This is a genomic window from Paenibacillus xylanilyticus, from assembly GCF_009664365.1.
Taxonomy (GTDB): Bacteria; Bacillota; Bacilli; order Paenibacillales; family Paenibacillaceae; genus Paenibacillus; species Paenibacillus xylanilyticus_A.
Genome location: NZ_CP044310.1, coordinates 168,543 through 182,875, shown reverse-complemented (window position 1 = coordinate 182,875; position 14,333 = coordinate 168,543). Strand labels below are relative to the sequence as shown.

The window sequence follows — 14,333 nt, the reverse complement described above, 5'->3', positions numbered from 1 at the left end:
CATGTTAATCATATCTTATTGGTTTTCAAGTTCTTCCTTGCTCACCAAACTCACTAAAGCGTTTACAGCCTGTTCGGCGTCCGCGCCTTCAGCACTAATTTGGATTTCTGTACCAGTACTGATTGCAAGGCTCATGATCCCCATGATACTTTTTGCATTAACTTTTTTGTCGTCCTTCTCGACGAACACTTCAGATGAGTACTTATTCGCTTCTTGAACGAACAGTGCCGCAGGTCTGGCATGGAGACCCGTTTTCAAACGGACAACTACCGGGTGCTTTGTCATGGAAACTTACCCCCTATTAGAAATCTAGACATTAAATACACAATTATATTTATAACATTATACCATTAACCCGCGCAGGACACTAGAAGAAAAAAAACCAGCACAATTCTGATTATTTAACCAGGTCCAAATCCGTTAACCGTGACGTTCATTCCGCACTTTCTCAGCCAACTCGTCAATCTTGCGAAGCCGATGGTTGACACCCGATTTGCTGACGGTACCTTTTAATAGCTCGCCAACTTCCTTCAGGTTAATGTCAGGATGCGCCAGTCTAACCTCTGCGACTTCACGCAGCTTCTCAGGCAAAGACTCCAAACCGACTTCCTTTTGCAGCAGCTTGATATTATCAATCTGTCTCACTGCAGCCCCGATCGTCTTGTTCAGGTTAGCTGTCTCACAGTTGACGATCCGGTTAACGGAATTACGCATATCCCGCATAATCCGTACATCCTCAAACTTGAACAAGGCTTGATGCGCACCAATGATGCTGAGCAGCTCAATAATTTTCTCGCCTTCCTTAATGTATAGGATGAATCCTTTTTTGCGTTCTATACACCGGGCATTAAGATGAAATTCATTGGCCAGATCCACGAGGGCCTGACAGTGCTCTTCATACATGGATGCGATCTCCAGGTGATACGAGGATCCTTCAGGGTTGTTGACCGAGCCACCCGCCATAAACGCGCCGCGTAGATAAGCCCGTTTACAACAGTTTTTCCGTAACAGCTCCTGATTAATTCCTGGAGTAAACAAAAAGCCCTCCGATACAATGTACAGATCCTTTAATATCTCCTGTACCATGGACGGAATTCGAACAATATACACATTGTTCTTTTTCAGCCGCATCTTTTTGCGGACAAGCAATTCCGTATGCACTTGAAAATGCTTTTTAAGCAGAGAGTATGCCCGTCTTGCGATCGCGGCATTCTCCGTCGAAATATCCAAGATTACTTTTTTATTCGATAACTGCACCGCACCTAGCATACGGATGAGGGCTGAAAGTTCCGCCTTTTCGCAGCACGGTTCACTCTCAATCATGGTTAATTCTTTTTTGGTCTGTGCTGCAAACGACATGGGACTTCACCTCTTCCGTAACATCCAATTTTGTACCAGCTGATAAATGTGGTGACTAAGCTTATCAGCATCATGACGCAGATAGGTTCTAAACAGAACAAGTGTATCCGCAACTACCTGATAGCCTGAACTTTTTAGTACATCCATATCCAAAACAACCGGTTTGGCTCCTTTTTCCGCATACCTATTCTGCACCTGCAGCGGAATTTCACCATTATTAACAATAACATAGTCAAAGAGCTGATGCCCCACGTGCTCATGAACCGCCTTGAGGTGGTCACTCACCGTATAGTTATCCGTCTCTCCAGGCTGTGTCATCACATTGCATATAAACATCTTCACGGCCTCTGCCTCGACGACAGCCTCTGCCAGTTTGGGAACTAACAAGTTAGGCAGAATGCTCGTATACAAGCTGCCTGGCCCAATCAGGATGGCATCTGCTTGTCGAATAGCCTCCACAGCCTCTGGCAACGGCTCCACGTGATCCGGTTCAAGGAAAACGCGTTTGATGCGTCCGCCTGCTTCAGGGATCTTGGACTCGCCTGTAACAATTGAGCCATCCTCCATCTCCGCATGCAGCACAACCGCCTGCCCGGCTGCCGGCAAAACCTCACCGCGAACGGCAAACACGCGGCTAAGTTCCCGCACTGCGGTTACAAAGTCGCCTGAAATATCCGTCATTGCAGCCAAAATCAAATTACCCAGGCTGTGGCCTGCAAGCCCCGCGCCTGTATTAAAACGATATTTTAGCATATCCGATAGCAATGGCTCAACATCAGCCAACGCCGTAAGCACGTTACGAATGTCGCCCGGAGGCGGCATTTGCAGTTCGTTGCGCAGGATGCCTGAACTACCACCGTCATCTGCAACCGTGACGATGGCCGTGATGTCCAGCGGCTTCTCTTTCAAACCGCGCAGCATCACGGATAACCCGGTTCCGCCGCCCATTACAACAATCCTCGGACGTTCTCTTCGTGGTCCGGCTTCTTTCATCCCTTCACCCTCTTCAATGACGATCACGGTCAGCGTCGCGATGGCTCACGGTAACAGCTTCAGTTTCGCTGCTTCCCAACATTTTGCCCAAATATTCGGATATGGCTACCGAACGATGCTTGCCGCCGGTACATCCAATCCCGATAATCACCTGACTTTTGCCTTCCTTCCGGTATTGCGGAATCAGGAAGTGCAGCATATCGAGTAGTTTGGTCAAAAACGACTGTGTTTCAGGCCATTTCATGACATATTCATATACATCACTATTCTGCCCCGTATTCGGACGCAAATGATCAATATAATGCGGATTTGGCAGGAAACGAACATCAAACACCAGATCCGCATCGATTGGAATGCCATATTTAAATCCAAACGATGTGATATTCACCGACAGCATATGACTTTCCAAATGAGAAAAGCGGGAAATAATCCGCTCTTTAAGCTGCGCCGGCTTCATCGTACTTGTGTTCAGCACTTGGGTAGCCGAATTCTTAAGCTCCTCCAGCATCTTGCGCTCCAGACGGATGCCGTCAAGCGGCATGCCCTCAGGAGCCAGCGGATGTCTGCGTCTGCTCTCCTTGTAGCGTTGTACAAGGACGGAATCAGTAGCATCCAGGAATAAAATTTCGCAATGAATGGTAAAATGATCTTTTATATAGTTCAAAGACTCGGACAAAGCCGTAAAGAATTCCCGTCCCCGCAGGTCAATCACGAGGGCTACCTTACCGATCTTGCCGTTCGATTGTTCAATCAGTTCCGCAAATTTCGGAATCAACACCGGTGGCAGATTATCCACGCAGAAAAAGCCGAGATCTTCCAGGCTCTGTACCGCAATTGTTTTGCCTGCTCCGGACATGCCCGTAATGATAATGAGCGTGGCGCCTGTGCCTGGTGAAACTTCACCTTCAAGCATAAATGTCCCCTCCTTATCATATTGCTGCCTAATCATATGGTTCCGAGGTTACTAAGAACGCAAGAGAAGTCCTGCCGCGCCAACAATTCCCGCATCGTTGCCCAGAGTTGCTTCCAAGATCTGCACACCCTCCTGCAGCGGTTCAGGTGTCAGTTTCGCAAATACAGCACGTACTTCGTCAAACAGGATATTACCGGCTTTGGATACACCGCCCCCGATGATGAACATTTCCGGGTTTATGACTGCAGCAACAGCCGCCATCGATTTACCCAGATAGAATGCAGCACGATTTACGATGCGCAGAGCCACTTCATCGCCAGCTTTGGCTGCATCGAATACTTCCTTGGCTGCAATTTTGTCCACAAGCGCAAGTGACGTATGATCGCCGCGTTCTACTGCATCCTTAGCCATACGGATAATGCCCGTTGCGGACGATACAGTTTCCACACATCCCATTTTACCACAACCACACTGAATGGCTTCCAGATCAGGCACAACACTGACATGACCCAGTTCTCCTGCCATGCCGGAAAAGCCCTGATAGATTTTGCCGTTCAATATCAAGCCTCCGCCAACACCTGTGCCGAGCGTGTAACATACGCAATTTTCCACACCCTTGCCAGCACCTGCCCAAGCCTCACCCAGTGCAGCAACGTTAGCATCGTTATCTATTTTGACTGGCTTGCCCAGACGCTCTTCCAGAATCGAACGAATGGCTACATTCCGAAATCCGATGTTAGGAGCGAGAACGATAATACCCTCGCGTACATTCGTGAACCCGGCTACCCCAGCCCCTACACCTTCAAGCTGTTCCCAGCTATATGGCGATTCTGCCACGATATGACGGACATACTTCTCGATGTTGGCGATAACCGTATCTACGCCCTTATCCACTTCTGTCGGCCCTTCATACGTATGCATAAGCTGACCTTGTTCATTGCATATACCGACCTTGATTGCTGTTCCGCCGAGATCGACCCCAACGTAGATTTTCTCAGACATGCCGCAAGCCACCTTTATCTATCTAAAATAGTTTAATCCTACGTACCAACTATAATTGAAGGATACGCCTGGGTCAAGACGATAAGACCATTGATACAGAACGCTTCGCCGCGATTGTGAACCCTATCACATCCGTATCATGTATACGTATACAACCTCTCCTCTCTTCTACCAAAACGCAAGCTTTCATGCTTCCCTACTAGAAAGGGAAGCCTCAACTCATGATATTTCATGATCACTCGTTCCATGCGTAAAAGATGACAGTTGTCACCTGAAAGTCATGACAACTCTTACTAATCCCGTCACAGTTCGTTCGGTAAGATGGAAATATCTTAGAGAACAGACAAGGGACGTGATTACAGATGAATACCGACTCAACCATCATACAGCTTGAACAAGTCAGCAAACGGTTCGGCAGCAAGCTGGCCGTTAACCCTATTTCCCTGAAGATTAACCGCGGCTCAATCGTTGCCATCCTTGGCCCAAATGGCGCAGGCAAAACAACCACCTTGAACATGATGCTTGGCCTGTCCACCCCCTCCTCAGGAGAGGTGACCGTTCTGGGAATGCCGCCAGGCCATAGACAAGTCCGTGAGCGCATCGGTGTCATGCTTCAGGACGTGAGTGTCATGGACGGCCTTACGGTTCGAGAAATCATTCGTATGGTGCGCAGCTACTATCCTACCCCGCTGAATGCGGACAAGATCGAAGCTTTGACAGGTCTAAGGCCTGAAGATCTGAATAGAAGGGCTGAGAAGCTGTCAGGTGGTCAGAAGCGTAGTCTGAACTTCGCCCTTGCCATGGCAGGTGACCCGGATGTGCTTTTCTTCGATGAGCCTACGGTTGGCCTGGACTCCGAGACCCGAAGGTATTTTTGGAAGCAGATTCGCCAGCTGGCCCAGCACGGCAAGACGATACTTTTCACGACACATTACCTGCAGGAAGCCGATGAAGCAGCCGACCGGATTATCTTTTTCGCGGGAGGTTCAATCGTTGCAGACGATACGCCTGATCGTATCAAAGACGGAATCACCAAACGGACGCTTTCCTTCTCGCTGCCAGTTGGCCAGATGGATAACGGACTTGTAACTCCCGATGCAGCACTACTGGACATCCGTACACAGATTGAAGAACTGCCTGGGGTTGAACGGATCGAGTATCGCAAAGACCGCTGTATTCTTCATACACAGGATACAGACGCTCTGATTCGTGTCATCATTACAAGCCAGCTGCCTGTTAGAGAAATCCGTATTGAAACCGGACAACTGGACGATGCTTACGCTACCTTGCTCGATACCATGAAGGAGGAACATTGATATGTCTATACTGTTTGCCCAATCTCGCGTTGAAATGCTTCGCATGTCCCGCAATGTCTACTTTGTGTTTTGGTCACTGCTGATGCCTGTGATCTTCTACGTTCTCTACACCCGCATATTTACCACAGATGCAGTAGATGCGAAGGAGTGGAACGCACACTACCTCATGTCTATGACCTGTTTTAGCGTTATGGGTTCATCCATTATGACCCTGGGGATCCGGCTCGTTCAGGAGAGAGTACACGGCTGGGTCACCTATCTGCGCGTCACTCCTCTCCCGGACTCCATTTATTTCAGCGGCAAAATGATCGGTCAGACAGCCATGCATCTGTGTTCCATTGTCATTATTTTTGTAGCAGGCTATCTGATTAATGGCGTTACCCTCTCGGTCTCCGAGTGGATCGGCTCCGCACTGTGGATTTTGGCTGGTTCTCTGCCCTTTCTCGCCCTTGGTACGTGTATTGGCACCTTCCGCCGTGTCGATACCGCTACCGGGCTCAGCAACGCTCTATATCTTTCGCTCGCTTTACTTGGGGGGATGTGGATGCCGTTGGACGTCATGCCGAGCTGGCTTGCAGAAATCGGTCATTGGCTGCCTTCCTACAGTTTCGGCAATGGAGCGTGGGTTATTGTAACCGGTGGTGTACCTGAGCTACGGGATATCCTGCTATTGGCAGCATACTTGGCGGCTTTTATGTTAATATCCACATATATCCGCAGCAAACAAAAGGAGGCTTAATCTTGGCATGCTTCAGCGTTTTGAGCTTTTCCCTAAGCGGTACGGAATTTATCCATACATCTGGATGATCTATCTTGCTATGCCGATTTATTATTTATGGAAAGCTCATGGGCTTGATTTGTACATCGGTGTCACGGTATTCATTATATTTATCCTGACTTACCGGCAGCTATATAAGACGTCCGGAACCTCCGCATTCTCCTACTGGCTTGGTGTGCAGATGGCTGCCGTACTGGTATTAAGTCTTATGATTGATCCGAACATGTTCTTTCTGGGCTTTTTCTCGGCCAACTTTATCGGATGGTATACGGAGCAACGGATGTTCCGGCGGTTTCTATTGCTTTTTGCCATCGTCCAGACCATCCCCATTGCTGTTAACATCAAGGAATTTACTGCGGAGCAACTCCTGTTCTTTACTCCGTTTTACCTGATTATGCTGGTATCTCCCTATGGAATCAGAACCATGCTGGATCGTCAGCAGCTGGAAGCGAAGCTGGATGAGGCCAACCAGCATATCAAGGAGTTGATCAAGCGGGAAGAACGCATGCGTATCGCCCGCGATCTGCATGATACGATGGGACATACACTCTCTTTGATCACGCTCAAGAGCGAACTCGTCACCAAATTAATCACCAAAAATCCCGAACGTGCCATACAGGAAGCGCGTGAGATCGAACGCACCTCTCGAGCAGCGCTGCGTGAAGTAAGGCAGCTTGTCTCTGACATGCGGGCGATCAGCATAGCTGAAGCGCTAGCCGACGCCCAAGAGATGCTGAAGAGTGCAGACATTGAGCTTCAAATAACAGGCGATCTGGAGCCGCATGGCGATGTGCCGGACTTGACCCAGAACATGGCCAGTCTCTGTATGCTTGAAGCCGTAACCAATGTCGTGAAACATAGTGGTGCCTCTCAGAGTCTGATCCATCTGGAACGAACACACGATGGCGTTCAGATCACGGTAAGGGATAATGGTCACGGCATGCCTTCCACCGAACGTCCAGGCAACGGACTGAAGGGCATGTCTGAACGCCTGGGACTGATTGATGGTTCTCTACGGATTACATCCGATGCAGGAGGAACTATTCTCGTCTTTTCCTTTCCGCTGATTGCCAGTGAACCCCAAGGAGGAGTGTAATAATGATTCGAATCATGATTGCCGAAGACCAACGCATGCTGCGCGGCGCACTTGCATCACTGCTTGATCTCGAGGACGACTTTGAAGTCATCGGTGAAGCAGGTAACGGAGAAGAAGCACTTCAGCAGATCTCTTCTCTTAAGCCTGACCTATGCCTAATGGATATTGAAATGCCTGTCATGACGGGTCTTGAGGTCGCAGAACGTATAGAGCAGCTTGGCCTGACCTGCCGTATTATCATCCTTACAACTTTTGCCCGGCCGGGCTTCCTGGAACGAGCTATTCAGGCCGGTGTGCAAGGTTATCTGTTGAAAGACGAGCCAAGTGACCGTTTAGCGGAAGCTATTCGCCGTGTCATGAATGGTGGGCGGGAAGTGTCCCCCGAACTGGTCTTTGGCGCTGCCAAGGAATCTAATCCCTTAACGGAGCGGGAGAAGGAAGTGCTGAAACTGGCAGCAACCGGCATGAACGCCAATCATATCGCAACCTCACTCCATCTCTCGTACGGCACCGTACGTAATTACCTGTCCGAAGCCTTTAACAAGCTTGGGGCAAAAAATCGGATGGAAGCGGTCAGTGTGGCTGAGGAGAAAGGCTGGTTGTAAATCGGATTTGCGTCATCCAGTGACGCGATCCACGGGCGAACTACATATACAAAAACGTGGCCTCTGGCCCGTGCGCAAAACAAAAACGCCTCCCTACGGGAGGCGTTTCAACTTTTTCAGCCGTATAATCCTCACTAATCCCAGTCGTTGAGCCGATCGTTATAGCTTGGTTTCCACACGTACTGGTTCTTCGGTCTTCTCCATTTTGTTGACATCCAGGATATCGAGCAGGAAGACAAAGATCGGAATACCGATAATAAGGCCCCAGATTCCCAGGAAGTGTTGTGACAGAATTAGTACGATAAACGTATAAAACATCGGCAGCTTCGTCTTATGTGCCATCAGTTTTGGATTAAGGAAATACGTTTCCAGCGCATGAATGATGACAATCATGACGATAACGATAATGCTCAGCTGTATTCCGCCCATTTGATAACCGATCAGACACAGAGGCACCAATGATATAATAACGCCTGCTACCGGTACAAGGCTCAGCAGGAATACGAGAATCGTCAGAGCAAACAGATACGGGAATCCGAGTATCCATAGACCCAGAATGGTCAGAGCGGTATTGAATACGGCGATCATCAGCTGAGCCTCAATCACTTTACCAAAAGACGATACAAATTTGTCCCCAAGATAAGCCACTTCATTGTAGAACCAGCCGATCTTGCTCGTTTTGAACTTGGATGTGAACTTGACGATCTCCTGCTTCTGCAGCAGGAAGAACAGACTGAGTATGATGACCAGTAGAATAAACTCAAGCCATTTGCTCAGAGCAAATATATACTTCAATGCATCGTTCGCATAGTTCTTGATATCGTATGATTGAAGGAAGCTGGCCACTTTGGCTGCCAGATTATCCCCTTCGGCGGTATCGAAGAACGTCATAATCTCATTGGTTAACTGAATGACCTGATTGACAATTCTCGGTGAATATCTCGATATCCCCAGCACAATAGCTGCAATGACGATCAGATAGAGCAGTATGACGACGACTTTATAATTAATCGGAAATAGCCGATTTAGTTTCCCCGTAATAAACTGCTGCAACCGATTCATGACATACGTCACTAGAAATAGCAGCAAGATCATGTGCAGCATACTCCCCATGCTGAACAGGACCAAACAAAACAACAGCAGAATCAAAAAGCGTCTGACTGTTGCATTTTTTAACCACTCTTTAATCATTTCCCCCAAAATCTTCACCTCGCAGCTAATATGCCCATTATGTATACGATCTCATGTCCATTTGGTTTCAAAAAAAGAGAAGCCTCCCGGCTTCTCTCACGTGATGAGACTTCCCGTTGTCTCTTATTTATAGTTTATGCAGCTCACTACCTTGGTCATGCTTATTTATCCAGCGTTTCGCTCCAGTCGTGGATAATACTGCCTTCAAGGTACTTCTCACAGTCCATGGCCGCCATACAGCCCGAGCCTGCAGCCGTGATGGCTTGGCGATATTTCGTATCCTGAACGTCACCGCAGGCGAATACACCTGGAATGTTCGTTTCGGTGGTTCCTGGCTTCACCACAACATAACCGTGGTCATCCAGAGCAATCTGGTTACCCAGGAAGCCCGTGTTAGGCGTGTGGCCAATCGCTACAAATACGCCATCGGCTTCGAGCAGCTCCTCTTGACCGGTCTCGTTATTGCGCACCTTCAATCCCTTGACACCCAGTGCCTCTGGCACAACTTCGAGCGGTGTCCGGTTCAGAGCCCATTTCACCTTCTCATTGCTGCGCGCCCGGTCCTGCATGATCTTCGATGCCCGCAATTCATCCCGGCGGTGAACGAGTGTCACGTCTGTTGCAAAACGGGTCAGGAAGCTGGCTTCCTCCATCGCGGAATCGCCGCCACCCACAACAATGATTTTCTTGCCACGGAAAAAGAATCCGTCACATGTCGCGCACGTACTTACGCCGCGCCCCACATTTTCCTGCTCTCCCGGAATGCCGAGATAGCGGGCAGAAGCACCGGTAGAGATAATAATCGACTCCGCCTCAAGCTCACCAATGCCTCCGACCTTCACCTTGAATGGCGGCTTGCTGAAGTCAACTTCCTCTACCCATCCATTCTTGAATTCCGCTCCAAAACGCTCTGCTTGCTTCCGCATGTTATCCATTAATTCCGGCCCCATAATGCCCTGCGGGAACCCTGGAAAGTTTTCAACCTCTGTCGTGGTTGTCAACTGGCCTCCAGGTTGCAAACCTTCTATGACCAAAGGGTTCAGGTTGGCACGAGCCAGATATATCGCTGCCGTCAAACCTGCAGGTCCGGTTCCGATCACAATCGTTCTGTATTTAGACATATAGATACCGCCTCCTTGATAAGGTTGAGAGTGTGTTGACTGGAAAACTTCTAGAGTGATATAACGAAGCCTATTCGTTAAGTTTACCCGTTTTGCAGGCAATTGTATCCTTCATGAAATTCCGATCTTTCTCAAACTGTCTCCAAGCACGTAATGTTGCTCATCTATACGGCCAACAAGAAAGGGTACATGTAACCCGGAGTAGACTACACGGTTGGCGGGATGCTTCCGCACACCCGAACAATCTGCCGTGCGTATTTGCTAACAGTGGAAGCCGATATGCCGTACCGTTCCGCAATGCTCTGATAGGTAACGGGACGACTGTGGATTTTGGCTGCGAGATATTCCAGCCCCGCAGCCCAGCCTTCAATTTGCTTGAACCCCGGGCCATCCGGATGCACTCTGGATACATAATCGGTCCAGATCCGTTCCATCTCCTGCTGCAGCTCTGCTTTCGCTTCTGTCATCTGCAGAGCACGCTCCACTACGGCTTGCCAGTGCGAAGTCGTTTCCGACTTGGCTTGCACTGTACTTGATTGCATCTTAGAAAGAAGACGGTCTGTTATCCCGGATACCGGTTGTTGATCATGGTTCTTGCCCTGATTCTGCTCTTTCATTTGGAGCCCTTTGAGCACAGATTCAGCCGCAGCAACCAGATCCTGATCTTCATCAGGCTCTTGTACGAAGGATTGCAGGGCTTGCTGCACTTCATAATCACCAATCATGGCCAAGGCATGAATGACCTGAAGCTTGGTTGCACGATCTCCATGACGCAGCGCCCAGAAGAACGATGAACGGATGAGCGGGTCATTTTTCATCTCTTCCGGTATACCGTTACCATAGTTCTCCCATTGTCTGAATTGCTCGTCAAACGGAAGATGGTAGTGATAGCTGAGCTTCTCCGGCTCACGCTCCCCTTCCCGAACGGCATCAAGGCCAGACAGATAGAACTGGGAAACCTCTGAGCCCGGATCAAGCTTGGACACATGGCGCCATAGCCGCTCTGCAACATCGTAACGCGCCGTATTATATGCTGCCACAGCTGCGTAATGAGCAAGCGCCGGATCGGCTGCCGTCTCTTCATCCTTCAAGAGTCGGCGGAAATGGGTATAGGCCGAGTCATGCTGCCCAAGAATCCCCATGGTGGTAGCCAATTTATACACCTGCTCCTTTTGGTAAGGCACGATGACACGCAGCTTTTTGATCAACAATAACACTTGGTCTGCCCGATTCTCGTTCTGGTGGAAGATCGCGAGATTACACAAGGCATGCAGGTTTCCCGGCTCCTGCTCCAGCACTTCGGCAATCGTCTCTTTCGCCTTGGGGAACAGTCCCATATAGTAATAAGCAAGCGCAAGATTGTTACGGGCTGCCAAATAGTCAGGGTAGTCGGGTGACATGCCCTCCAGAAGTTCGGCTGCCTGAGCAAATTTCCCCTCTTCCAGCAGCTCTCTTGCCTGATCGTGCTCAACCACACCTTTACGGGATTTGATCCGGTTCAGCTTGGCCGGGCGATCCAGCTCATAATACAGAAGCTCCATCATCTCTTCGGCTTCCGTCATGAACTGCCCCTGTGGGTCCTCCTCCAAATACGTAACAAGTGCCTGCTCGGCTTCCTCAAACCGGTCCATATTCGCATAATTGTTGGCCATATAGAAGTAGCATTCCGTCATGGACGGATCCACCACCTCCAGCACATGCGCCAGAACAGCATTGGAAGCTTCGTAATCTCCCTTCTCAGATAATATACCCGCCATATTGCAATGGTTCACCGGATTTTCCGGTTCATATTCAACAGCTTTACGAAAATATTTTAATGCCTTGTCAACATGATTACGGTCCAGCGAGCGGACAGCTCTCTCGAAAAAGAAAGAAGCATCCAAGTGAATCGGTATAATATTGGCAAGGGGTCCTTCTGCCCGCACTAGCTTGCCCTTCATCTTCCAAGGCACCTCCTCTTTGCTTTCATTCATACTCTCCAGTATACCACATCTGGCGGCGGTCTTCTCAACATGTAGTTTCAAGAGCTTTATGCAAAAATTGCACATAAAAAAGATGCCATTCCATCCTCCTTGAAGGGTGAAATGCCATCTGAATTTCATGGGAATTTCTCTTTGAAAATGGAGATCCCTCTCCATTTACAACTTCGCTGCCATCGTCGGTGATAGTCTAATGTCTATCGTCTTCCTGAACGGTGTCATGAAGTTGACCAGCACAACCTTGCACCTGTCTGGTAATTTCGCCTCGCGTACGGTTGCTACCAGATGGCCTATCTCGCCTCCGGTTAGCTCGATCCAGTCTTCTCCACAAGAATAGCGGAGCGTTCCACCCTTCCACAGATAATGCCCGCCACTCGTCTCAAGCAGCTCGCCAGATGACAGCTCCCCTTCATCTCCGAATACGAAGGACAACTGCGTCATAACCTCCTCGGGTTCGTCACCTGACAAATCCAGCTTCCACCCCTTCTCCGTTGGTACTACCTCCGCACTTATGCGGAATGTCTGTTCATGCGTAAGTTCTCGGCTCTGATGAGGCAGCAGATACCAAGGGCTAGTGGAAGTTTTCACAGTCTCGGGCAGCTGATCTGCAGGAATAGGAGCATAATAGCCTTTCTTCTGTTCACCCTTCAGGCGATATCCTGCGGGCAATCGGTCCATCTGCTGCATTGGCACATAGCCGGGATTGAAGTAGGAGGCCAGCTGCACGGCCAGAAGACGCACCGAACCATGACGAAGAGCAAAGAAAGAAGGCACTTCCGTCATTATGGTTATGCTTGTCGCATGATCCCTTATTCGGGCAACAGGCGCGCCAAAATCCGTATGCATCCGGCTATGAGAGATATGTCCATAATGTCCTGCTGACGCCATTTGTTGTAAATAACCTTCGCGCGCAAAGTGTTCATTCAACATGATCTCATACTGCTTAGGCAGTTCATCTTCGACCTCATATATCTCCTGCAGCTCCGGCTCCAGCAATAACCGAATGAGCGAATTGACCGAACATACGCCAGGGTCTGTTAGTGAATCGCCTGCCCATTTCGCCATATTGGCCAAGAGCGGATCTTGGTCTATTCGCGCAAGGATTGCATATGGCAGGTAATAAGGGGACAAGTCATGCATACTGCCCAGATCCTGACGGCCCGAGTAATCCGTAACAATCTCACCTGTCGGATGTACCAGATACACCATCATGCTCAGATTAAGTCTGACGGGCTCAAGCAGTTCAGGACGATTCAACAAGCGAGCCGCATGGATCAGCATCATGTCGCTAACCGCGTTATAGATTCCGTTGCTGCGTTCTGTCCACTCCCCATCTGGAGTTATATCCATTCCTTCCGCCAGCCACTGCTCTGCACGCTTCACTGCCTCTTCCAGGTCAAACAGCTGATGCAGGAAACCAAGAGCCGCGCATAACACCCAGCGATGGTTCGGCGTATGGCAACCTCCTGTAAGCATGACAGGTACAGTTCGTTCCAAAAATAACCGCATATTGTCCAGCACAGGCTGCAGCTCCTCCCAATCCTGCTGTTGAAGCAGCTGGTATAACTGAGCATATCCCACCACGACAAACGCCGTGTCTGGCGGTGAATGATAGTTGGTCCATCCCGGAGATATGGAGCCGTCTTCATGCTGGTTACGGAGCACAAACTCCGTTGCCAGTAGAAGGCAATGTAACAGCTCTTCATTCCGATAATAGCTTGAATCGGGGTTAGCAAGCGCTGCCCCCCAGTAACACATATCCGTAGGGGTTCCGGTCGTATGATTAACCCAGGCGATACCGGTGTAGGGATCGATTGTTCCACCGTAGTATCGGCTATTTGGATCAAGCACCTGCCGGGACAAGCCTCTCTCCACCGCCTTGTCATTGCTATCCACCAGTTGCTTGTACATGTGCCATTCCCTCCAAACTGAGTATTTGCGCGTGGCTGGGCTGGATTGCCAAAGAAACAGCCGCAGCGC

General features: G+C 49.4%; 13 protein-coding genes. 4 read left to right on the top strand and 9 right to left on the bottom strand.

What is annotated here, in order from left to right:
• Positions 1–15: 15 nt before the first annotated feature.
• The 5 genes from F4V51_RS00880 to F4V51_RS00860 all read right to left on the bottom strand — a co-directional run bounded on the left by F4V51_RS00880 (position 16) and on the right by F4V51_RS00860 (position 4,267).
• Entirely contained in the window at positions 16–285 is a 270-nt protein-coding gene (locus F4V51_RS00880) for an HPr family phosphocarrier protein (RefSeq protein WP_017691248.1), read from the bottom strand.
• A gap of 135 nt (positions 286–420) precedes the next feature.
• Positions 421–1,359 (bottom strand): DNA-binding protein WhiA, encoded by a 939-nt coding sequence (gene whiA, locus F4V51_RS00875; protein WP_095293015.1) that lies wholly within the window; start codon positions 1,357–1,359, stop codon positions 421–423.
• Between the two features lie 6 nt (positions 1,360–1,365).
• Positions 1,366–2,352, bottom strand: coding sequence for a gluconeogenesis factor YvcK family protein (locus F4V51_RS00870; protein ID WP_095293013.1), 987 nt, complete (start codon positions 2,350–2,352; stop codon positions 1,366–1,368).
• 13 nt (positions 2,353–2,365) lie between these two features.
• Positions 2,366–3,265: an RNase adapter RapZ gene (gene rapZ / locus F4V51_RS00865; protein WP_095293011.1), complete on the bottom strand. Its 900-nt coding sequence runs from the start codon at positions 3,263–3,265 to the stop codon at positions 2,366–2,368.
• A 51-nt stretch (positions 3,266–3,316) separates the two neighbouring features.
• On the bottom strand, positions 3,317–4,267 hold the full coding sequence (locus F4V51_RS00860) for an ROK family glucokinase (protein WP_095362039.1): 951 nt from the start codon (positions 4,265–4,267) through the stop codon (positions 3,317–3,319).
• A gap of 362 nt (positions 4,268–4,629) precedes the next feature.
• Here F4V51_RS00860 and F4V51_RS00855 point away from each other — a divergent pair, with 362 nt between their 5' ends.
• From F4V51_RS00855 to F4V51_RS00840, 4 genes are read left to right on the top strand one after another with little or no spacing between them, the layout of a single operon-like run.
• Positions 4,630–5,583: an ABC transporter ATP-binding protein gene (locus tag F4V51_RS00855; RefSeq protein WP_153976495.1), complete on the top strand. Its 954-nt coding sequence runs from the start codon at positions 4,630–4,632 to the stop codon at positions 5,581–5,583.
• Between the two features lies 1 nt (position 5,584).
• Positions 5,585–6,322 (top strand): ABC transporter permease, encoded by a 738-nt coding sequence (locus F4V51_RS00850; protein ID WP_153976494.1) that lies wholly within the window; start codon positions 5,585–5,587, stop codon positions 6,320–6,322.
• Positions 6,323–6,329: 7 nt separating this feature from the next.
• Complete coding sequence (locus F4V51_RS00845) at positions 6,330–7,457, top strand: sensor histidine kinase (protein ID WP_153976493.1); 1,128 nt, start codon at positions 6,330–6,332, stop codon at positions 7,455–7,457.
• 2 nt (positions 7,458–7,459) lie between these two features.
• Complete coding sequence (locus F4V51_RS00840; protein WP_153976492.1) at positions 7,460–8,062, top strand: response regulator transcription factor; 603 nt, start codon at positions 7,460–7,462, stop codon at positions 8,060–8,062.
• A gap of 159 nt (positions 8,063–8,221) precedes the next feature.
• Here the strand turns inward: F4V51_RS00840 and F4V51_RS00835 are convergent, their stop codons facing one another.
• From F4V51_RS00835 to F4V51_RS00820, 4 genes are all read right to left on the bottom strand, one after another.
• Complete coding sequence (locus F4V51_RS00835; RefSeq protein WP_095362072.1) at positions 8,222–9,253, bottom strand: AI-2E family transporter; 1,032 nt, start codon at positions 9,251–9,253, stop codon at positions 8,222–8,224.
• Between the two features lie 161 nt (positions 9,254–9,414).
• Positions 9,415–10,374: a thioredoxin-disulfide reductase gene (trxB, locus tag F4V51_RS00830; RefSeq protein WP_095293000.1), complete on the bottom strand. Its 960-nt coding sequence runs from the start codon at positions 10,372–10,374 to the stop codon at positions 9,415–9,417.
• Positions 10,375–10,580: 206 nt separating this feature from the next.
• A complete protein-coding gene (locus F4V51_RS00825; protein WP_153976491.1) occupies positions 10,581–12,314 on the bottom strand; it encodes a tetratricopeptide repeat protein in 1,734 nt (577 codons plus the stop codon).
• Between the two features lie 198 nt (positions 12,315–12,512).
• Entirely contained in the window at positions 12,513–14,264 is a 1,752-nt protein-coding gene (locus F4V51_RS00820; RefSeq protein ID WP_153976490.1) for a hypothetical protein, read from the bottom strand.
• Between the last annotated feature and the right edge of the window lie 69 nt (positions 14,265–14,333).

Bases quoted from the DNA above. Each gene is read 5' to 3' on its own strand.
- F4V51_RS00880 (WP_017691248.1), bottom strand. From the start codon at position 285: ATGACAAAGCACCCGGTAGTTGTCCGTTTGAAAACGGGTCTCCATGCC.
- whiA (WP_095293015.1), bottom strand. From the start codon at position 1,359: ATGTCGTTTGCAGCACAGACCAAAAAAGAATTAACCATGATTGAGAGT.
- F4V51_RS00870 (WP_095293013.1), bottom strand. From the start codon at position 2,352: ATGAAAGAAGCCGGACCACGAAGAGAACGTCCGAGGATTGTTGTAATG.
- rapZ (WP_095293011.1), bottom strand. From the start codon at position 3,265: ATGCTTGAAGGTGAAGTTTCACCAGGCACAGGCGCCACGCTCATTATC.
- F4V51_RS00860 (WP_095362039.1), bottom strand. From the start codon at position 4,267: ATGTCTGAGAAAATCTACGTTGGGGTCGATCTCGGCGGAACAGCAATC.
- F4V51_RS00855 (WP_153976495.1), top strand. From the start codon at position 4,630: ATGAATACCGACTCAACCATCATACAGCTTGAACAAGTCAGCAAACGG.
- F4V51_RS00850 (WP_153976494.1), top strand. From the start codon at position 5,585: ATGTCTATACTGTTTGCCCAATCTCGCGTTGAAATGCTTCGCATGTCC.
- F4V51_RS00845 (WP_153976493.1), top strand. From the start codon at position 6,330: ATGCTTCAGCGTTTTGAGCTTTTCCCTAAGCGGTACGGAATTTATCCA.
- F4V51_RS00840 (WP_153976492.1), top strand. From the start codon at position 7,460: ATGATTCGAATCATGATTGCCGAAGACCAACGCATGCTGCGCGGCGCA.
- F4V51_RS00835 (WP_095362072.1), bottom strand. From the start codon at position 9,253: ATGATTAAAGAGTGGTTAAAAAATGCAACAGTCAGACGCTTTTTGATT.
- trxB (WP_095293000.1), bottom strand. From the start codon at position 10,374: ATGTCTAAATACAGAACGATTGTGATCGGAACCGGACCTGCAGGTTTG.
- F4V51_RS00825 (WP_153976491.1), bottom strand. From the start codon at position 12,314: ATGAAGGGCAAGCTAGTGCGGGCAGAAGGACCCCTTGCCAATATTATA.
- F4V51_RS00820 (WP_153976490.1), bottom strand. From the start codon at position 14,264: ATGTACAAGCAACTGGTGGATAGCAATGACAAGGCGGTGGAGAGAGGC.